The organism is uncultured Lacinutrix sp. (assembly GCF_947500605.1).
In the GTDB taxonomy this organism is placed as follows: domain Bacteria; phylum Bacteroidota; class Bacteroidia; order Flavobacteriales; family Flavobacteriaceae; genus Lacinutrix.
In genome coordinates this window covers 179,427-201,625 of the sequence record NZ_CANMSJ010000004.1, presented here as the reverse complement: position 1 = coordinate 201,625, position 22,199 = coordinate 179,427, and the positions used below count along the sequence as shown (strand labels likewise).

Annotated in this window: 10 protein-coding genes; 5 read left to right on the top strand and 5 right to left on the bottom strand. The window is 31.8% G+C overall.

Features of this window, described 5'->3' with window-relative positions:
* Positions 1-121 precede the first annotated feature (121 nt).
* The 5 genes from Q0935_RS07980 to Q0935_RS07960 form a co-directional block, all read right to left on the bottom strand.
* Positions 122-2,701 (bottom strand): phosphoenolpyruvate carboxylase, encoded by a 2,580-nt coding sequence (locus Q0935_RS07980; RefSeq protein WP_299384315.1) that lies wholly within the window; start codon positions 2,699-2,701, stop codon positions 122-124.
* Complete coding sequence (gene leuB / locus Q0935_RS07975) at positions 2,701-3,819, bottom strand: 3-isopropylmalate dehydrogenase (RefSeq protein ID WP_299384311.1); 1,119 nt, start codon at positions 3,817-3,819, stop codon at positions 2,701-2,703. Before leuB ends, Q0935_RS07980 begins: the two co-directional genes overlap by 1 nt.
* Positions 3,820-3,959: 140 nt before the next feature.
* On the bottom strand, positions 3,960-4,541 hold the full coding sequence (leuD, locus tag Q0935_RS07970; RefSeq protein WP_299384307.1) for a 3-isopropylmalate dehydratase small subunit: 582 nt from the start codon (positions 4,539-4,541) through the stop codon (positions 3,960-3,962).
* Position 4,542: 1 nt separating this feature from the next.
* On the bottom strand, positions 4,543-5,946 hold the full coding sequence (leuC, locus tag Q0935_RS07965; RefSeq protein WP_299384304.1) for a 3-isopropylmalate dehydratase large subunit: 1,404 nt from the start codon (positions 5,944-5,946) through the stop codon (positions 4,543-4,545).
* 78 nt (positions 5,947-6,024) lie between these two features.
* Positions 6,025-7,200, bottom strand: coding sequence for a 2-isopropylmalate synthase (locus Q0935_RS07960; protein WP_299250827.1), 1,176 nt, complete (start codon positions 7,198-7,200; stop codon positions 6,025-6,027).
* 148 nt (positions 7,201-7,348) lie between these two features.
* Here Q0935_RS07960 and Q0935_RS07955 point away from each other — a divergent pair, with 148 nt between their 5' ends.
* From Q0935_RS07955 to Q0935_RS07935, 5 genes are all read left to right on the top strand, one after another.
* Positions 7,349-8,890: a hypothetical protein gene (locus tag Q0935_RS07955; protein ID WP_299250830.1), complete on the top strand. Its 1,542-nt coding sequence runs from the start codon at positions 7,349-7,351 to the stop codon at positions 8,888-8,890.
* 158 nt (positions 8,891-9,048) lie between these two features.
* Positions 9,049-13,767 carry a PAS domain S-box protein gene (locus Q0935_RS07950; RefSeq protein ID WP_367275019.1) on the top strand — a complete coding sequence of 1,573 codons (4,719 nt, stop codon included), beginning with the start codon at positions 9,049-9,051 and terminating at the stop codon, positions 13,765-13,767.
* Between the two features lie 42 nt (positions 13,768-13,809).
* Positions 13,810-15,969 (top strand): ATP-binding protein, encoded by a 2,160-nt coding sequence (locus Q0935_RS07945; protein WP_299384296.1) that lies wholly within the window; start codon positions 13,810-13,812, stop codon positions 15,967-15,969.
* 84 nt (positions 15,970-16,053) lie between these two features.
* Positions 16,054-16,422, top strand: coding sequence for a response regulator (locus Q0935_RS07940; RefSeq protein WP_299384293.1), 369 nt, complete (start codon positions 16,054-16,056; stop codon positions 16,420-16,422).
* A 7-nt stretch (positions 16,423-16,429) separates the two neighbouring features.
* Positions 16,430-22,057 (top strand): PAS domain S-box protein, encoded by a 5,628-nt coding sequence (locus Q0935_RS07935; protein ID WP_299384289.1) that lies wholly within the window; start codon positions 16,430-16,432, stop codon positions 22,055-22,057.
* Positions 22,058-22,199 lie beyond the last annotated feature (142 nt).

Genomic DNA, 22,199 nt, shown 5'->3' with positions numbered 1-22,199 from the left:
CTCGGAGTCGTCTAGCTTCGAGGTTTTTTTATGTTTATAATTTTCTTGAATTCTGTTATAAAAAAAAGGCTTGCCAATTTAAATTTGGCAAGCCTTAATAGTAATGTATTAAATAAGTGTGCTATGCAGAATTTCTACTCGCATTAATATTCCCGAATAGTGAACGTGTAACTAGTTTTTCATAAATAGCAATCTGTGCTTCGTCTCTAACTGGTGCTTTTTCAAGTTCCTGGATTTTCTTTAAAGCATATTGTTGTATGGTTAGTAATGGTAAAACAATAGATTCTCTAACTGCAATAGATGCGCTTCCTGCAGGTTCTTCTTGCATAAGTTCTGTGTATCCAGTAAGTTTTAAAAGTAAACGTTTTGAGGTTTTGTATTCTTCATAAATAACATTCCAAAAGCCACCGTATTCTTCATCTTCACTCATGTATTTTGTTAAATCGAAAAACGATTTAGATAAAGACATCATACTGTTTTCAATAAGAGTTTTAAAGAAATCTGAGGTTTTAAATAATTTCTGAACTTTATCAAACGTATTAGTATCTTCATAATGTTTAAGTGCAGTACCTACTCCAAAAAATCCTGGTACATTTTGTTTTAACTGACTCCAAGAGCCAACAAATGGTATGGCTCTTAAATCTTCGAATACTAAGCCTTCTGCTTTTCCACGTTTAGATGGGCGACTTCCAATATTAGTTTTTGCATAATATTTTAAAGTACTCATGTGTTCTAAGTACGAAATAAATTTAGGATGTGCTTTAAATGCAGAGTAAGCTTTATAACTACGCTCGGATAAATCTGTCATTACTGCTCTGTTTTCAGGAAGCATGCTCAAATCTTTATCACTTAAACTATTGTAAATTCCAGAACTAATTAATTGTTCTAAGTTGTATTGAGATGAATCTAAAGTTCCAAAATTAGAACTAATTGTTTGTCCCTGTATTGTTAATTGTACTTCTTTGTCTTCAATTGTTGGTCCAAGAGAGGCGTAGAAATTATGAGTTTTTCCACCGCCACGTGCAGGAGGTCCGCCACGACCATCAAAGAAAATAACAGTAATACCGTATTGTCTTGAGATTGTAGTTAGGTTTTCTTTTGCTTTATAGATTGCCCAATTAGCCATTAAATAACCACCATCCTTAGTTCCGTCACTAAAACCAAGCATAATAGTTTGCTTGTTTCCTCTCGATTTTAGGTGGGCAGCATATTCTGGATTAGTATATAGCTCTTCCATAACTTGAGGCGCATTCTCTAAATCGGTAATGGTTTCGAATAAAGGTCCAACATCAACAGTTAATTTGTCTTGAAAAGCAACTAGTTTTAGCATAGCAAACAACTGCATAACATGCAGTGTTGTTTGGTTATTGCTAATAATATAACGGTTAGCAGCTACTTCACCATTCGTGTTTTGAATGGTTTTTATAACTTTCATTGTATTTAAAGCTTTTAGGGTTTCTTCATCTTTAATTAAAGACAAATCAACTTCACCTTCAACTTTAGATAGAATTTGTACCTGTTCATTTTCTGGTAAATCATGATAGTTTTTTGGGAATATAGTGCTACCGCTTTCAATTAGGGTGTTTACCATATCGTTAAAATACTGTTCATGCTTTCTGCTGTCTTGACGAATATCTAGATTAGCAAAATGAAATCCGAAAAGATGAACTTTGTTTAATAAGCTATTCACTTCAGTTACATATAGCGACTGGTGTTTATCTATAATGATTTCTTTTATTTCCTTTAATTCTGAAGTAAATGAGTCTAAAGTTAAATTAGATTCTTGATTCGTAATCATTTTATAAAGCTCACGCTCTAAGTTAGCCACGCGTTCGTCGACACCTTGAAAAGATAGTTTTCTTTTTAAACGTCTTACATCGCGATAATAATTTTTAATAACTGTTTCGCGTAATCTATTAGCAACTTTTAATGTTATTTCTGGAGTTACAAATGGATTTCCATCTCTGTCTCCTCCTGGCCAAAAGCCAATATTAATAATATCATTATCAATATGTGCTCCGTCGAAAATATTTTGCTGAATGTAATCGTAAATAGATCCAAAAGATTTGTAGAACACATTCTCCAAATACCATATTAAACTCACAGCCTCGTCGTAAGGTGTAGGTTTTTCATGTTTAAAGAATGGTGTTTTTCCTAGTTGTGCTAAAAGATCGTTTATTTTTAGTAAATCGTTTTCACGAATAGCTTCGGTTAAATCTGTAATAATACCCAAAACAGAACCTGGGTAAAACTGTGTAGGATGTGCGGTTAGTACAATACGAACTTTAAACTCTTCTAAATATGCTTTAAGTGTTTCAAGTTTGTTTTCGGCAGTTGCACTTTCTTTTAGGCTACGTAATGTTCCAATACCATCCATATTATTAACTAATGGAAAAGCGGCATCTTCAATAGCATCAAACAATACAACTTGGCGTTCTATATATTGAATAAATTTAAATAATAAATTAGTCTGACTCTCTGGAGAGCGACTAGATTGATATTTTTTAAAAAACGTTTCAACAATAGTTGTTGGGTTGTCTTGTTTAGAAAATCCTTTCTCACAAGTCTCATGAAAAAGCGGTAAAAGAGCTCCTGTTTTTGTAATAGCATCGAAAGGAAGTGTCATGAATATACTGTTGTATATTTGATACTTCGACAAAACGTTTTGATTAAATCGTGTAAGTTTAGGTTGTATAGGCATTAAATTATAGTGGATTGTCCTAAGTGAATGTTTGTAAAATTATGGTTCGAATCTTTAGGGTGGCTAATAAAATCTGCTATAAAATCGCCAACTTTATTAGTGGAAATGTTATCGTAAATAGTATTTAAATCTGGTGTAGTGACATTTAGTTTTAAAGCTTTTTCTACAGCTTCTTTAATTAAATCTGCTTCATCATGTAAATCAAAATGTTCCAACAGCATTGCGGCGCTTAAAATAGAAGCTACAGGATTTGCAATACCTTTTCCGGTTGCTTGTGGGTAAGATCCATGAATAGGCTCGAACATTGCATATTTATCTCCAACCGAAGCAGAAGCTAATAAACCAATAGATCCACCGATAACACTAGCTTCGTCACTAATTATATCTCCAAATAAGTTTTCGGTTAAAATAACATCAAACTGTTTTGGGTTTAAAATCATTTGCATAGCTGCATTGTCAACAAATAAAAAGTCTAAAGTTACATCTGGATATTGCTTTGCTAATTCAGTAACAACTCTTCTCCATAAACGTGATGTTTCTAAAACATTGGCTTTATCAACCAAGGTTACTTTTTTGCTTCTGCTTTGTGCAGCTTTAAAAGCTAAATGTGCAATACGTTCAATTTCTTCACGCGAATATTCGCATAAATCTGAAGCTGTGTTTCCATCTTCACTCAGTTTTTTTTCACCAAAATAGATGCCACCAGTTAATTCTCTATAAATACTAATATCTGTACCTTCAATAATTTCTCTTTTTAGAGGCGACTTATCAAGCAGTGTATCGTATGCTTTTACGGGTCTAACATTCGCGTATAAACCTAGTTCTTTTCTAAGCTTAAGCAAGCCTTGTTCTGGTCTTACTTTTGCACTTGGGTCGTTATCGTATTTTGGATGTCCAATAGCTCCAAATAAAATAGCATCACTCGATTTGCAAAGTTCTAAAGTCTTATCTGGTAAAGGGTTATTATGTTCGTCTATAGCAACTGCACCAACCAAAGCTTCTTTAAATAAAAAGGTATGGTCGAATTCTAAAGCAATAGCTTTTAAAACTTTAATCGCTTGTTTGGTTACTTCTGGGCCAATGCCATCTCCTGGTAAAACTGCAATATTTAATTTCATAGAAAATTTATTTTGTTCATTTCCATGTAAAGAGGAAATTTTTGTTTTTGTTATTTTTTGGGCGTTCCCTAAAGGTTAGGCTTTCACTACTCGCTCTTTTCAAGGAGCTCAAACATGCCGTTCTATCCTTAACGCACTAATTAACCATTTGCATTTTCGAATGCTTCAATTTCTGTCTTTTTACTAAGTAAGTAATCGATGTCGTCGTAACCATTAATCATACATGTTTTTTTGTATGGATCGATGTCGAATGTTTCAGATTTATCACCTACAGAAATAGTTTGTAATTCTAAGTTAATAATAATTTTTGTATCGGGATTATTTTTTATGGTATTTAGTAATTCGCTTAAAAAATCTGGACTAACCTGTACAGGTAATAAACCGTTATTTAAAGCATTTCCTTTAAAAATATCTGCAAAAAAGCTAGATACAATTACTTTAAAACCATAGCCAACTAAAGCCCATGCAGCATGCTCACGACTAGAGCCGCAACCAAAATTGTCTCCAGCTACTAATATGCTTCCAGAATAATCTGTGTTATTTAAAGAAAATTCCGAATTCTCCGACCCATCTTTATTGTAACGCCAATCTCTAAAAACATTGTCGCCAAAACCTTTTTTATCTGTCGCTTTTAAAAAGCGCGCAGGAATAATTTGGTCTGTATCTACATTTGCAATATCTAATGGTATTGCTCTCGATGTTAATGTTGTAAATTTTTCCATGCTATGCGAATTCTAATGTTTCAATATTTTCTGTTAGATCTACTATTTTTCCAGCAATTGCTGTTGCAGCTGCAACTAAAGGGCTTGCTAAAATGGTTCTAGAACCTTGACCTTGTCTGCCTTCAAAATTTCTATTCGAAGTCGATACGCAATACTCGCCTTGCGGTATTTTGTCGTCGTTCATTGCTAAACAAGCAGAGCAACCAGGTTGTCTTAACTCAAATCCAGCAGCATCAAAAATATCTTTTAAGCCTTCGTCTATAATTTGTATTTCTACTTGCTTACTTCCAGGAACCAACCATGCAGTTACATTGTCTGCTTTTTGTTTGCCTTCTATATATTTGGCTGCTACTCTAAAATCTTCGATTCTAGAATTGGTGCAACTACCAATAAATACATAGTTTATTTGCTTGTTGATTAAGCTTTCACCAGCTTCAAAATTCATGTATTCTAAAGACTTTACAAATGAAGCGTCTTTGCTGTTCGGGATGTTTTCTGATATTTTAATTCCCATACCTGGATTTGTTCCGTAGGTAATCATAGGTTCAATGTCTTCAGCATCAAAAGTGTATTCTTTATCAAAAATAGCACCTTCGTCTGTTGGTAATGTTTTCCAATAGTCTACTTTTTTATCGAAAGCCTCTCCTTTTGGTGCGTATTCGCGTCCTTTAACATAATTAAATGTTGTTTGGTCCGGAGCAATCATGCCGCCACGAGCGCCCATTTCTATACTCATATTGCAAACCGTCATTCTACCTTCCATGGTCATGTTTTCGAAAACATCTCCAGCATATTCGCAAAAATAACCAGTACCAGAATTGGTGCCTAACTTTGATATAATGTAAAGAATAACATCTTTAGGTAGTACGCCATTTTTAAGTTTTCCGTTAACGGTAACTCTTAAACTTTTTGGTTTTGTAAGTAGTAAACATTGACTTGCAAAAACCTGTGCTACTTGGCTAGTGCCAATACCAAAAGCGATGGTGCCAAAAGCACCATGGGTAGAGGTGTGGCTATCTCCACAAACCATTGTCATTCCTGGTTGTGTGAAACCTAGTTCTGGAGCCATAACGTGTACAATGCCATTGTATTTATGACCAAGTTCGTATAGTGTAATATTGTTTTTTTTGCAATTTGTAGAGAGTTGCTCTAATTGATTTTTAGACTGTAAATCTTTAATTGGTAAATGCTGATTTTCTGTTGGTGTGTTGTGATCTGCAGTTGCTACAATTTGGTTTGGTCTAAAAACAGCAATTCCGCGAGCTTCTAATTCATTAAAAGCTTGCGGACTTGTTACTTCGTGTATTAAGTGTTTATCTATATAAAGAATCTGTGGACCGTTTTCTATGCTATCGACCACGTGTGCGTCCCAGACCTTATCGAATAATGTTTTTTTATTTGTCATGTATTAAAAATCAATTAGCATTTTGCTTCTTCAAATAAGTGTTTTCTGGTTTGAAGAAGCAAAATGCCTATTATAAATTTATGCTGAAATTATCTGTCTGTATAGACTGCTAGTTTCAATAATTTGATGAATATCTTCATCTTCTACTTGTTTCTTTTTGTCTGCAAAGCTTAAAAAATTAGCGTAAACATCGTCTAATTGTAGTTTGGTTAATTCGTAACCAACATTTTTAGCTCTGTAAGCTAAAGCAGCACGACCACTTCTTGCTGTTAAAACAATAGCAGATTCTGTTACACCAACATCTTTAGGGTTTATAATTTCGTAAGTTTCACGGTTTTTAATTACACCATCTTGGTGAATTCCAGAACTGTGGGCAAAAGCATTTGCACCAACAATTGCTTTGTTAGGTTGCGTGTAAATGCCCATACTATCTGAAACAAGCTGACTTATGCCGTAAAGCATTTCGGTTTTAATGTTTGTATCTAAATTAAGGTAAGGATGTTGTTTAAGCACCATAACAACTTCTTCTAAGGCTGTGTTTCCAGCGCGCTCTCCAATACCATTAATAGTACATTCTATTTGTCTTGCTCCATGTATTACACCTTCAATAGAATTTGCGGTTGCAAGACCTAAATCGTTATGACAATGGCAAGATAAAATAGCTTTTTCAATGCCTTTTACATTTTCTTTTAAGTATTTTATTTTTGCGCCATATTCGCTTGGTAAGCAGTAGCCTGTTGTATCTGGGATATTTAATACTGTTGCTCCGGCTTTTATTGCAGCTTCGCAAACTCTTGCAAGATATTCGTTTTCTGTACGTCCGGCATCTTCTGCGTAAAACTCTACATCTTCTACAAAAGACTTTGCATATTTTACGGCTTCAAAAGCACGTTCGATAATTGCTTCTCTGTTTGATTTGAATTTATGAAGAATATGAGAATCTGAAGTCCCAATACCTGTGTGTATTCTTGGTTTTTTAGCATATTTTAGTGCTTCCGAAGCCACTTTTATATCATTTTCTACAGCTCGTGTTAAACCACAAACGGTTGCGTTTTTTACTATTTTAGAAATCGCTTCAACAGATTTAAAGTCTCCGGGACTAGATACTGGAAATCCAGCTTCTATTACGTCTACTCCTAATAAATCTAATTGTGCTGCAATAATTACTTTTTGTTCAGTATTTAGTTTACAGCCTGGAACTTGTTCTCCATCACGAAGCGTTGTGTCGAAAATTTGTATGTTATTATTTGACATTTAAGAGTGTTTTATTTTTCTATTGAAAGACTAATTTATACTTTGGTTATTCGTTACTAGTAATCACAATTTATAGTGTTACGATGTTCAATCTTTAAAATAGAGCGTAAAACACTGATAATCAATTATTTAAAACAACTATTAGTTGATGACTAAAGATCAAAAAGATAATTTATTCGCCTTAGTTAAGTCTTTGAATAAGTCTGAAAAACGACAATTTAAATTGTATGTTGGACGATTGGGTGTGAATTCCGATTCTAAATTTTTAAACTTATTTACAGTTTTAGATAAGTCTAAAAACTATGATGAAGTTTCTATATTAAAGTCTACACAAATTAAAAAACAGCAATTAGCAAATGTAAAAGCGCATTTGTATAAGCAGATTCTTATTAGCTTAAAGTTGAATCCGTCTCATCAAAATATTAGGTTGCAAATTAGAGAGCAGTTAGATTTTGCTTCAATTTTATATCATAAAGGACTTTATAAGCAGAGTTTAAAAATTTTAGATAAGGCAAAAGATGTTGCGATTGTAAATGAAGAAAAAAATTTAGCTTTCGAAATAGTAGAACTAGAAAAAATTATTGAAGCACAATACATAACAAGAAGTATTAGTACTAGGGCAGATGAGCTTACTATTCAAGCAAAAGAATTAAGCGAGTTAAATGTTATTACAAGTAAGCTGTCTAATCTGTCTCTGCAGTTGTATGGTATTATCTTAAAAACAGGTTACGTAAAAAATGAACAAGAGAGTAACGAAGTAACGCAGTATTTTTATGATAGATTGCCGGATTTTGAAATTTCTAAAGTAGGTTTTAGGGAGAAATTATGGTTTTATAAAGCCCATTTATGGTATAGTTTTTTAATGCAAGATTTTTTAAATTGTTATAAGTATGCTTCTAAGTGGGTAGGCTTGTTTAGTCAGTATCCTGATATGGTGCACTTGAATCCTGTATTTTTTTTAAAAGGAAGTAATTATTTATTAGAGTCTATTTTCTATGTTAATAATAAGCCTAAGTTTATAGAAACACTTTCGAAATTTAAAGCTCAAATTGAAGATTCTAATTTTCCGAAAGATGAAAATGTACAGTCGTTAACTTTTTTATATCTTAATTTTCATGATATTAATAAGCATTTTATCGACGGTAGTTTTCAAGACGGATTGGCATTAATTCCTAAGATAGAATCAGATTTAATTCAATTCGAAAATAGGATAGACGAGCATCATACAATGGTGTTTTATTACAAGTTTGCTAGTTTGCATTTTGGTGTTGGTAATAATAAAGAGTGTATAAGGTATTTAGATAAAATTATTTCTAATAAATCCCTTTCTATGCGAGAAGATTTATTGTGCTTTTCTAGAGTTTTAAATTTAGTTGCGCATTATGAGGCAGGTTTAGATTATCATTTAGAGACTTTACTTAGAAGTACTTATAAATTTTTAATTAAGATGAATGACCTTCATGAGGTTCAAAAAGAGATGATAAAATTTATTAAAGGTTTACAAGATATCTATCCTCAAGACTTAAAAAATGCATTCAGAAGTTTAAGGGATACCTTAAAAACATACGAAGAGCATCCCTACGAGCGTCGTGCCTTTTTATATTTAGATATTATTTCTTGGTTAGAAAGTAAAATAGAAGATAAGCCTGTAAGCGATATTATTAGAGATAAATATTTGGCAAAAATATAAGATACTTAAAAAAAAAGACGATTTAGGTTTAGTGATTATCTTTTTTATTTTAATCTGCTGTAATTCAGTTCTTTTTAGGTTTCTTAAGTTGCTTATAATTTTTGGTTTTTAAAGTAAAAAGTGTATTTTTAAAGTTCCTAGCTTAACCAATTCATTTTATGGGTATTTATACTATAATAATTCTTGAGTTTTTACTCATATCTTCCAGTATACTTTTATTATTTAAATTTAGAAATGTGCTAGGTTTAGCGCCTCTTTATCTTTTTTTGGGAGCAGTTAGGTATTTGCAAGCGTTAACAGGGACAATGGTAAGTTTTACCATTTTAGATGATCTCACAATTTATCCTTCTTCTATTATTATCTTTAGTTGTCTTTTGTTTGCGGTCTTACTTATTTATATCAAAGAAGGAGTTTCTAGTGCAAGAGCACTTATTTTGGGGATTATCATTTCAAATCTACTTTTGTCTGCATTGTTTGGTCTTACGCACACGCAAAATGTGGGTGAAATAGAGTCCACATTTGCTTTTTTAATAGATGATAAGTATTTTATTACGGGTAGTATATTGTTGTTGTTAGATTTTTTATGGTTGGTAATAATCTATCAGTTTTTTATTTCAATAATTAGTAAAAAGTATTTCTTTATTATACTTTTTCTTTCACTTTTAACTGTTTTTGTTTTTGATGCTTTTGTCTTTAATATAACACTCTATTTAGGCGATGCGCGTTTCTATAATTTGTTAGCAGGCAATATTGTAGGGAAGTTTTTTGCAGCACTAGTGTTTTCTTTTATTTTGTATTTATATTTAAAGTATATAGATCGAGAGAAAAAAAGTGCTTCTTTTATTGCTAACCAAGAACGAGATGTTTTTTCCATATTGAGGTATGAAAAAGAGTATTCTCAACTAAAGACTGAAAAACAAGAGTTGGAGAAAAATTTAACTTCTCAATTAGAAACTTCTTTAAATAATATTTCTGGTGGTTTTATATCTCTAGATACTAATTGGCGTTATACGTATATTAATAAGAAAGCAGCAGAGCTTTTAGGGAGGTCTCCAGAAACATTACTTGGAAAACATATTTGGACCGAATTTCCAGAAGGTGTAGGACGTTCTTTTTACAAAGCTTACCACAAGGCAGTTGAAACGCAAGAAACGGTGTATTTTGATGATTATTATGAGCCATTAGATAAATGGTTTGAGAATAGAATTTACCCGTCTCCAGATGGATTGACAATTTATTATACAGATATAACAAAACAGAAAAAAGTAGATACAAACAATCAAATGTTGTTGTCGTTAATAGAAACTAATGAGGATTTTATTGGCTTAGCAACATTAGATGGAGAACCGCTTTATTTAAATGATAATGGTAGAAAATTGATGGGACTTGGCTCTGATGAAAAAATGCCAGATTCTATTTCTGCTTTTTTTCCAGAAGAATATCATCATAGAATAGAAAACGAACACATGCCTAGTATTTTTAATGCTAATGGCTGGAAAGGAGAAACAAACTTTAAAAACTTTAAAACAGGAAGTTTAATTCCTATCGAAATGTCTGGTTTCTTAATTAAAGATAAGTTAAAAGAGAAACCAATAGCATTAGGTGTTGTTGCTAAAGATGTTAGTGCGCGTAAAGAGGCCGAAGAAAAATTAATAAATAGCGAGCAGTTGTTTAAGCGATTAACTTCTAAAGCTCCAGCCGGAATATATCAAACAGATACTCACGGTTCTTGTAATTATGTAAATGAAAGATGGTTGCGTTATGCAGGATTATCTTATGAAGAAGCTATGGGGCCTGGTTGGGCAGATGCTATTCATCCTGATGATGTAGAAAGAATACTTAAAGAATGGGAAGCATATGTGTCATCTGGAGAAAGCGAACTGGAAACAGATTTTAGGTTTTTGCATAAAGATAATCAGGTAGTATGGGTAACTGTTAAAACAGTAGGGATCTATGATGCACAGAACAATTTATATGGCTATATAGGAATGGCTATTGATGTTACTGAGAAGAAAAAGGCAGAACAAAAATTAAAAAATAGCGAGAAGTTATTCAAGCGATTAACATCTAATGCACCTGTTGGAATCTATCAAACAGATAAAGATGGTGCTTGTAATTATGTTAATGGTGAGTGGATGAAGTATTCAGAGCTAACTTATGAGGAATCTTTAGGTATAGGTTGGTCTAAAGCTCTTCATCCAGAAGATAAAGATAGGGTTTTGAGAGAGTGGGAACAAGCTGTTTTTAGTGGGGGAGATTTAATTTCAGATTTTAGATTATTAAGTAAAAAAGGTAATACAAAATGGGTTTCAGCAAAAACCACAAGCTTATATAATCATAATAACGAATTGTATGGTTATATAGGAACAATTGTAGATGTTACAGAGCGAAAAGAAGCCGAAGAAAAGTTAATAAATAGCGAAAAATTATTTAGAGGACTAGCTTCTAATGCGCCTGTTGGTATTTTTCAAACAGACAAAGATGGAGTCTGTAATTATGTAAATCAAGAATGGATAAATTATTCAGGAATACCTTTTAAAGAAGCTTTAGGCTTTGGTTGGTCTAATGCGATACATCCAGAAGATAAAGAAAGAGTTCTTGGTATATGGGAAAAGTCTATTGTTGGAGAAACAGAATATAGAACAGATCTTAGATTTTTAGATAGAAAAGGAGAGGTAAAATGGCTTTCAGCTAAAGCTACAGGGCTGTATGATGCTAATAATGATTTGTATGGTTATATAGGAACGATTATCGATATTACAAATCGTAAAAAGGCAGAAGGACAAATTATTAAAAGTGAAAAGTATTTAAATAGTATTTTAAATAATATAGGTGATCCTGTTTTTGTTAAAGATGATCAAAGTAGAATACTATTGGTTAATGATGCATTTTGTTCTGTTTTCAATATAAAAAGAGAAGCTGCATTAGGTAAAACTTTAGCCGAAAGTGTTACTGAAGAGGAAAGAGAACTATTTTTAAAAGTAGATAAGCAGGTTATAGAAACAGGAATAGAAAATGTTAGCGAGGAAACTTTAACCATAGCAGGAAAAGAATCAAGAATAATTTCAACAAAAAAAACAAGATTTATAGATGTTGCAGGTAATATATATTTAATAGGAATTATTAGAGATATAACAGAGCGTAAAAAAATAGATGAAGAAATCCGAATGGCACATCAACGTCTTACTACACATTTAAATAATTCTCCACTAGCTATAGTAGAGTGGGATAAGGATTTTTTTGTTTCTAAATGGTCCACACAAGCCGAAAAAATATTTGGTTGGAAAGAATCTGAAGCCATAGGCAAACAATTGGTCGACTTAAACTTAGTTTATGAAGAAGATATTCCTGATACTGATGTTATCGCGAGTGAATTAAGGAGTGGTAAGGTTAAACGTAACAAAATTATTAATCGTAATAATACAAAAGCAGGAAAAGTTATTTACTGCCAATGGTATAATTCTGTGTTGCAATCTTCAGACGGCCAGGTAGAAACAGTTTTATCTTTAATATTAGATGTTACAGAAAGTAAAAAAGCAGATGAAGAAATCCGAAAAGCACATCAACGTCTTACCACGCATCTAAGTAATTCTCCTTTAGCGGTAATAGAATGGGATCATAATTTGATTATTCGTAGTTGGTCAATACAAGCCGAAAAAATATTTGGTTGGAAAGAACAGGAAGTTGTAGGAAAGCATTTTAGTGATTTAAATCTCGTTTTTGAAGAAGATTATGAATCCACAGAGGTTATCTCTCATCAATTAATGAAAGGAATAGTTAAAAACAATAAAATTGTTAATCGTAATAACACTAAAAAAGGAAAAGTTATTTATTGTCAATGGAATAATTCAGTTTTACAATCTCCAGACGGTCAGGTAGAAACCGTGTTATCGCTGGTTCAGGATGTGACAGAAAGAGTTGAGTATGAAAAAAATATTAAGGAGAATGAAGATAAGTTCTCTAAAGTGTTTCAATCTAATATAATAGGATATTCTATTGTTAATAGAGATCATGTTAGGATTGATGTTAATGAGGCTATGGCTAATATTTTTGAAAGTACTCGAGAGGATTTAATTGGTAAATCTTTTATAGAATCTAAAATAGAAGTTATGGATTCTGCATATCATGAACAAAAAGATAGGTTAGAAAAAAAACTTTCTAAAAATGGTTTTTTAAGAGATGAAATCATGACTAGAACTTTAATAAGTGGAAAAAAAATAAGTCTTTCTATTTCTATTGAAGAGCTTGAAGTTGCAGGAGAAACTCACGCATTGATTGCTGTAGTCGATATTACAGATAAAGAAAAAGCAGAAATAGCATTAAAAGAAAATGAAGAAAAATTTGCAAAAGCTTTTGAATCTAAGGTTATTGGAAAAGCGATACTTAATAAAGAAAAAAAGATTGTTGAAGTAAACGAAGCATTGGCGCACATTGTTGGATTAGAAAGGGAAAACATGTTAGGGAGAACGGCTCAAGAAATAAGATTGTTTAACCTAGATAGTCCAGACAATTTAGAAAATGAAAACAAGCTATGGAGTGCTTTTGGTGAAAAAGGATATGTGTCCAATATGGAATTAAAATATTTAATGGATTCAGGAAGAGAACTATATATATTAATCTCTTTACAGTCGCTCCAGTTAAATAATGAAGGTCATGTTTTGTTAACTGTTTTAGATATAACAGAAAAGAAAAATGCCGAAGCAGAATTAGAAAAACATAGAAATAACCTAGAAGAACTAATTGAAGTTAGAACAGAAGAAGTCCGTTTAAAGAATAATCAATTAGAACGTATGAATAAATTGTTTGTGGGTAGGGAGTTGAAAATGAAAGAATTGAAAGGGATTATTAAAAAGTTAGAGCAAAAAAATGGCAATTAAATCAGTAATAAAAAAAAGAAACCTATTTAATTTCACCTTAATATGAGAAAAAGTATTTCACCTTTTTCCTTAAAGAAGCCTTTGGTGTTAGGGCTTTTGGTTTTTTTAACACTGCTTTTTACTACACAATATTCTGCATATCAAGAATATGTGATAAATAATAGTGAGCAAAAACGAAAAGTGAGCAATCAAGCGGGTTTAATTAAAGAGAAACTCCAATCGCTTATTATGGATAGCTATTCCGCAACAAAATTATTGGAATACATTGTAGAAATAAATGGAATTCCAGAAGATTTTGATAAAATAGCTGCAGAATTATTAAGTAGAAGTAAATATTTTGATGTTGTAGAGTTAGTAGATAGTAGTGGAGTTATTACACATGTTTATCCTTTAAAGGGTAATGATGTGCTTGGTTTCAATATTCTAACAAGTTCTGAAGGTAGAAGTGGTTCAATGGCTACCATAAAAAGGAAAGATTTTTTTATTGCGGGCCCAGTTCGTTTAAAACAAGGAGGCATTGGTATGGTAAGTAGACAGCCTCTATTTATTGATGATAAATTCGTCGGGTTTGCTGCTGTAGTTACTAAAATATCTACCTTTTTTAATGAATTAGTCGTAGAAGATTCTGAAGAAAATAGTTTTACTTATCAATTGTCTAGGGTGAACCCTGAAACGGGAAATGAAGATTTTTTTTTAGAAAACGATATTTCTTTATATAAAGAACACGTTATACCTATAGAGATGTCTATGGGAGAATGGAAGCTTTATGTAGTGCCATTGCAAAAGCCATTAGAGAAAAAGGCTTTTAATACAGCAATGTTGACTTCTGTAATTGGTGTTTTGTTAGCTTTTTTTAGTAGTTGGATTGTGTGGTTTTTTGCAGGTAGATCTGCTCGTTTAAATAATTTAATTTCCTATAAGCTTTCAGAGCAGGAAAAAAAATTAAAGTTGGTCTATGAGACCACATCTGCAAAAGTTAAAAAAAGCGAAGCACTATTTAGAAGTTTAGCTTCCAATGCACAAGTAGCTATATTTTCTACAGACAAGGAAGGAATGGTTAATTATGTTAATGACGAATGGATGAAATATTCTGGAATGTCATTTGATGAAGCTATGGGCTCTGGGTGGGGAGATGCTATTCATCCAGATGATAAGGAAAGAGTTATTCAGGAGTGGCAACAGGCTGTGGTATTTCAATCTGATTTTAATACCGAATTGAAGTTCTTAGATAAAAACGGAAATACTACTTGGCTTACGGTAAAAGGTACTAAGTTAGTAGATGCAGAAAATAATATGTATGGATACATTGGTACTGCTTCAGATATAACAGAAAGAATTCATAGCGAAAAAGAACTATTAAGCTATAAGAATAATTTAGAGAAATTAGTGGGTTTAAGAACCGAAGAACTTAATGATAGTAAAGAGGCTTTACTAAATCTTTTAGAGGATATTAATCTTCAATCTACAGAATTAGAGAAAGAAAAAGTAAAGGCGCAATCTGCAGATTTAATGAAATCTGCATTTTTAGCAACCATGTCACATGAGTTAAGAACTCCCATGAATTCTATTATTGGCTTTACAGGCATTTTGTTAAAAGAATTAGCGGGACCATTAAATAGTGAGCAGAAAAAGCAACTCTCTATGGTAAAAGATAGTGGTTCACATTTGCTAAAATTAATTAATGACGTTTTAGATATTTCTAAAATAGAAGCAGGTAAATTAAGAGTTTCCTTCTATCCATTTAATTATTTAGCAACATTAGAAAAAACAATAGACTTTTTAATGCCTCAAGCTTCAAAAAAAGGATTGGAATTACATACGGAAATTTCTAATTTAGATATTACACTAATAAGTGATGAAAGGCGTATAGAACAAATTTTATTAAACATACTTTCTAATGCTATTAAGTTTTCTGAGAAAGGAGATGTAAGAATAAAAGTAAACGTTAAAGATGATGTGCTAGTAACTCAAATCATAGATCAAGGCATTGGAATAGATTTGAAGGATATTAATAAATTATTTATGCCTTTTATGCAGCTTAAAGGAGGTTTAAATAGAAAGCACGAAGGAACGGGTCTTGGGTTGGCTATTAGCAAAAATTTAATCGAAAAATTAGGAGGCACAATTCAAGTAGAAAGCGAACTAGGAAAAGGTAGTAACTTTATAATTAGGCTTCCGTTAAAGTATTCTCATACGGACTAATTTAATTTGATTAATAATTATTTTTAATATCAATTTTAATATATTTAGCATTAAGCTTATTAGCATAAAAAAATATACTTAATAATGAAACCTACCATTTTAATCATTGAAGATAACGTTCAAAATATGTATATGCTTTCGTATTTACTTACAAGTAGCGGTTATAGTGTAATTAAGGCTTATAATGGGATAGATGGGTTAAATTTAGCAGATGAAAAACATCCTGAAATTATTTTGGTTGATATTCAATTACCAGATATGGATGGTTATGAAATATGTAGTAATTTAAGGGCTAATGGTTTGCCAGAAAACACTGTTGTTATTGTAGTAACATCGCATGCTATGGGTGGAGATAGAGAAAAAGCAATTGAAGCGGGAGCAAATGGATATATAGAAAAGCCTATTAATCCGGATACTTTTATCAAACAAATGGAGTGCATATTTAAAGCGTAATTAAGGCATGAAAACGATATTAATAGTAGATGATACTTTTGAAAATCTATATTTACTTAGAGTTATACTTGAAGAAGTAGGCTATATAGTTGTTGAAGCTAAAGATGGTAAAGAAGGCTTGGATAAATTACATGAATATGATGTAGATCTAATTATATCAGATATTTTAATGCCAGTAATGGATGGTTATCTGTTTTGTCAAGCTTGTAAGAAAGACGAGCAATTTAAAAATATTCCTTTTGTTTTTTATACTTCTACATATACAGAGGCACTTGATGAAGATTTTGCCTTAAAATTAGGGGCAGTTCAGTTTTTAAGAAAGCCAACAGATCAAAATAAAATACTATCTGTAATTCGAGATGTATTTGCAAAATCTAAACCAGGAGAAAAAGTTGCTAAAAACATAAAGTTTACTGAAGAAGAAGTTTTAAAGCTCTATAGTAAAAGATTGATTAGTAAACTTGAGCAAAAAAACTTGGATCTTGAAAGTGAGGTTTTAGAAAGAGAAAAAACACAACGATTACTAATACATAAAAACGAAATACTAGATTTAATTGCGGTAAACACTCCTCTGCATGAAATCTTTGATCGTTTAATTTTAAACTATCAGTCTATTTACCCTAGTTATTATGGTTCTATTAGCTTGGTGGATCCAGATGGTATACATCTTAATTTAGAATCTTCACCATCACTACCAGAAAAATACAGTCTCGCATTAAGGCAAGTTCCTATAGGAGAAAATGTAGGGTCATGTGGTACAGCTGCATTTACAGGGAAACCAGTTATTGTTTCAGATATTGGTACGGATGCTTTATGGGTCAATTATAAACATTTTGCATTAGAAAGCGATTTAAAGTCGTGTTGGTCTATTCCAATTTTATCAAAAAATAAAACCGTTATTGGTACTTTTGCTATTTATAGTAAAACCATAAGTGCACCTTCTTTAAAGGATATTCGAGAGCTAAATTTCACGTTAAACTTAGTTAATATTGCAATAGAGAAATCTAGGATAGTAGAAGAAATTAAAAAGAAAGACGAATCTTATAAGGCATTAATAGATCAGGCAACAGATTCTATTATTACTTATTCCTTAGATGGAACAATACATAGTTTTAATAAAGCGGTTTATACTAATTTAGGATATACAGAGGAAGAATTTTTAAAATTAAACATTAACGATCTTAATCAAGGTAACTTTATTAAAAGTAAAGAAAACTACGAAAGTTTATTAAATGGAGAGTCTATTCTTTTTTTTAGAAAGTTTAAGCGTAAAGATGGATCTTTTATAGAGACAGAGGTGTCTGCAAGAATGCAAAAAGATGGAGAAATACTTTCTATTGCGAGAGATCTAACAGAGCGTAAAAATGCGGAATTTAAACTTTTAGAAAGTGAACATAATTTAAAGCAGGCTCAAATAATTGGAAATATAGGGTCTTATTCTTTAGATCTAAATACTCAAATTTGGGAAGGATCTATTGTGCTTAATAAGATGTTAGGTATAAATAAGTCGTTTGAAAAAACTTTCGAGAGTTGGATGAGCCTTATTCATTCCGATGAAAGAGAGGAAGTTCGAAATCATTTTGAAGATTGTATTTTAAACAATAAGAAGTTTGATAAGGAGTATCGAATTATAAAATTAGATGATAAAAAAGAAATTTGGACTCATGGAATAGGTGAGTTTGTTTTCGATAGTGATGCAAAGCCCATAAAGATAATTGGGACCATGCAAGATATTACTAGTCGTAAGCATGCCGAAATAAAAATACAAGAAAGCGAATATAATTTAAGACAATCTCAAATAGTTGGTAATATAGGCTCTTATGTTATCGATTTAAATGAATTGACTTGGGAAGGGTCTGCGTTTTTATTTAGCGTCTTTGGTATAAATAAAGATTATACTAGAACAATGGAGGGCTGGACAGAGCTTATTCATCCAGACCATAAAGAAGAAGTCTCTAATTATTTTGAATATTGTGTTATAAATAATAAGAAATTTAACAAAGAATACAAGGTTTTAAAGCAGGGATCTAAAGAAGAAGTTTGGGTGCATGGTATTGGTAAGCTTATTTTTGATGGTAAAGATAATCCAACAAAAATGATTGGTACTATTCAAGATATTACACAGCGGAAAAACATTGAATTAGATCTAAAAAAAGCCAATGAATTTTCTACTAGTCTTCTAGATGGTATGCATGAAGGCTTGGTTGCTATAAATTTAGAATCAGAAATAATAAGTGTAAATCCTTCTTTTTGTAAAATGACAGGTTTTACAGAGCAAGAATTAATAGGAGTTAAGCGTCCGTTTCCATATTCGCCACCTGAATTGAAGAAAGAAAATGATGCGCGTTACAAGTTGTTAACAGAAAATAGAAATAAAAAGGATTACGAAAATACTTACATGCGAAAAAACGGCGAGCGTTTTCCTGTGCATGTTTTAATATCAAGTGTTTATGATGCAAACGGTGTAAAAACAGCAAACTTTTCTACTGTTCAGGATATCACAGATCGTAAAAAGGCTGAAATAGATTTAAAATTAGCTAAAGACTTTTCGGAAAATCTTATTCTAAATTTAAACGAAGGTTTGTCTGTTGTAAATATGGATGGCGTTCAAATAGAAGCAAATCCAGCACTTTGTAAAATGTTACGTTTTACAAAGGAAGAGTTGGTAGGTCAAAAAGCTCCTTTTAATTATTGGCCACCAGAAAAGCGAAAAGAAATTGAAGAAACATACGCTAATATATTAAAAGGAGAATATAGTAAGGTAGAGTTAACTTTAATGCGAAAGAACGGAGAGCGTTTTCCTGTGTTAATGTCGGCTTCATTTGTTAAAAATAATGAAGGCGAAATTATTGCTAACATTGCAACAATACAAGATATCTCTCAACGAAAGCAAGCAGAGAGAAGGCTTCAAGAGAATGAAAAATCTCTGTTAGAGGCTCAAAAAATAGCAAAAATTGGAAGTTATAGATTAAACCTGAAGACGCAAAAAATAGAAGCTTCTGCTACCTTTGAAAAAATCTTAGAATTAGATGATAATAGAGAGTTTTTCTTTGAAGCTTGGGAGGAAATTATTCATCCAGACGATGCACTTTTGGATAAAGAAATGTTTAGTAAGAGTATTGAGACAGGTGAAGCGTTTGATCTGGAATTTAGAGTTATAACAAAAAATAAAAAGCAATTAAAATGGATTCATGCTTTAGGGCAAGTCATTTATTACAACAACGAGCCAGTTGAGTTTTTTGGCACTATTCAAGATATTACCGAACGTAAGCATTCCGAGATAAAAATTAAAGAAAGTGAAAAGTCACTTTTAGAAGCACAAAAAATAGCGAAAACAGGTAGTTTTAATTTAAGTTTAAAAAATTTAGTTGCAGAAACTTCTGCAACGTTTAAAGAAGTTATTGGCATAGATAAAGATGCTTTAGTAGATTTTGAAATTTGGAAAGCAATTGTGTATTCAGAAGATAGGTCGATTGTAAAAGAAACAGTTTTAGAATGCCAAGAGCATAATAAAAATTTCGATTTAGAATATAGAATCCTTACTAAAGATACAAAGGAGTTAAAATGGATTCATGGATTAGGTGAGATTATCTCTATAAAAGGAAAGGCTATTGGTTTTGTGGGGACCATTCAAGATATTACAGCTCGTAAAAAAGCAGCAATAGACCTTAAGATTGCAAACGAGTTTACAGAAAATCTTGTTATGTCTATGCAAGAAGGTTTGCTTATGGTAGATTTAGAAGGAACAATAATGAAAGTAAACGATTCATTGTGCGAGATCCTTGGGTATTCAGAAGAAGAACTTATCGGTCAAGAATTACCGTATCCTTTTGCACAAGAAAAGGACTATGAAAATATGCTTAAAATTAAGGGTGAGGTGGCAAAAGGAGATGCGCTATCTTTTCAGTTAGAGTTTGTTAAAAAGTCAGGAAATAAGTTTATAGCCTCTTTTTTAACAGGAATAATTAAGAATGATGAGGGAAAAGTTGTAGCTATATTTGCGACAATTAAAGATGTTTCAGAAGAAGAGAAAATTAGGAAAGCTTTAGAAGATATTGCGATAAAGTCAAAGCAGAAAAAAGATGTTATTCTAGAGTTAGCTAGTCTCATTGGGGAAGATTTTGATTCTTCATTAAAAAAAATAGCAATAGAGTCTGCCAAAGCGTTAGATGTGGATTTGGTAACTATATGGGAGTATAGGAATGATCAAACGGAGCTTGTGAGTAGGCTATTCTATAACACAACAGGTAATGTGTTTAAATCAAATGAATTAACTATAGCTAAAGATAGCTTTCCAAATTATTTTAATGCATTTAAAAGTAGAAATAGCATAAATATACGAGATGTAAAATCTAATCCAATAACTAAAGATTTTGCTAAACAATTTTTTATTCCTAATAATATTTCTTCTAGAATAGATGTGTTAATCCATGGTAGAAATAATTATTATGGTATTATAAGTTTTGAGAGTAAGTTAAACAATAGAGCTTTTAGTGTAGATGAAGAAAGCTTTGTTACATCCATAGCTAGTATTGTTTCTTTAATGATAGAAAGTACAGAGCGAAAAACTGCAGAAAATAAAATAGCAATTACTAATCAGAAACTAACAGAGGTTAATAAGGAGTTAAATACATTAAAGGAGCAATTAGAGCAAGAAAATGTTTACCTGCGAAATGAGTTAGACTTAGTGTTTAATTATGAGGAAATGGTTTATGGAAGTGTGGAGTTTAGTAATGTCTTAACAGAGGTTGAGAAAGTTGCTCCAACTACTGCTACAGTGTTGTTGTTAGGTGAGTCTGGTACGGGAAAAGAGTTGTTGGCAAGAGCAGTACATAATACGAGTTTACGTAATAACAAACCATTAATTAAAGTGAATTGTTCTGCTATACCTAGAGAGTTGATTGAGAGTGAGTTGTTTGGTCACAAAAAAGGATCATTTACCGGAGCGATTAGTGATAAAGTTGGGAAATTTGAATTAGCTAATGGTGGTACTTTGTTTTTAGATGAAATAGGGGAGTTACCACTAGACATGCAACCAAAAATATTAAGATTTTTGCAAGAGGGAGAAATAGAGGTTGTTGGTGGTGTTACTGGGTTAAAAAAATTAGATGTTAGGGTAATTGCGGCAACTAATAGGGATTTAAAAGAAGAAATTAAGAAAAAACAATTTAGAGAAGACTTGTATTTTAGGCTTAATGTTTTCCCGATAGAGGTTCCTCCTTTAAGAGATAGAAAGGACGATGTGCCTTTGTTGGTGGAGCATTTTGTAGATAAGTTTAATAAAGCTTATGGAAAAAACATCAAGTATATTACAGATGATGCTATGAGTAAGTTAAAAGCCTATAATTGGCCAGGTAATATAAGGGAGTTAGAAAACTTAATAGAGCGTGCTTCTATACTGTCTAATACAGAAACTTTAGTTGTTCCAGGTTTTGAGTCTTCTACGCAAAAAGCGAAGCCAATTAACGGTAAAGATTTAACTTTAGACTCCGTTCAGCGTAATCATATTATATTGGTTTTAGAGCAGTGTAGTTGGAAAATAAGTGGGCCTAAAGGAGCAGCTGTTGTGTTAAATTTAAAGCCTAGTACATTACGAGATAGAATGACTAAATTGAATATTTTAAAACCTAAATAAAATAACGGAATACCGTTAGTTTATACGTTTAAACCTGAAAATAAGCGGTATAACGATATTTCCGTATCTTGAAATAATTCATATAAAAATCATAAACCACTAATTATTAGTGATTTATGATTTTTTTTGTTCTAATACTAAT

Coding starts and splice junctions, on each gene's coding strand:
- leuB (WP_299384311.1), bottom strand. CDS start 3,819: ATGAAATTAAATATTGCAGTTTTACCAGGAGATGGCATTGGCCCAGAA.
- Q0935_RS07980 (WP_299384315.1), bottom strand. CDS start 2,701: ATGCCTATACAACCTAAACTTACACGATTTAATCAAAACGTTTTGTCG.
- Q0935_RS07950 (WP_367275019.1), top strand. CDS start 9,049: ATGGGTATTTATACTATAATAATTCTTGAGTTTTTACTCATATCTTCC.
- Q0935_RS07935 (WP_299384289.1), top strand. CDS start 16,430: ATGAAAACGATATTAATAGTAGATGATACTTTTGAAAATCTATATTTA.
- leuC (WP_299384304.1), bottom strand. CDS start 5,946: ATGACAAATAAAAAAACATTATTCGATAAGGTCTGGGACGCACACGTG.
- Q0935_RS07945 (WP_299384296.1), top strand. CDS start 13,810: ATGAGAAAAAGTATTTCACCTTTTTCCTTAAAGAAGCCTTTGGTGTTA.
- leuD (WP_299384307.1), bottom strand. CDS start 4,541: ATGGAAAAATTTACAACATTAACATCGAGAGCAATACCATTAGATATT.
- Q0935_RS07955 (WP_299250830.1), top strand. CDS start 7,349: ATGACTAAAGATCAAAAAGATAATTTATTCGCCTTAGTTAAGTCTTTG.
- Q0935_RS07940 (WP_299384293.1), top strand. CDS start 16,054: ATGAAACCTACCATTTTAATCATTGAAGATAACGTTCAAAATATGTAT.
- Q0935_RS07960 (WP_299250827.1), bottom strand. CDS start 7,200: ATGTCAAATAATAACATACAAATTTTCGACACAACGCTTCGTGATGGA.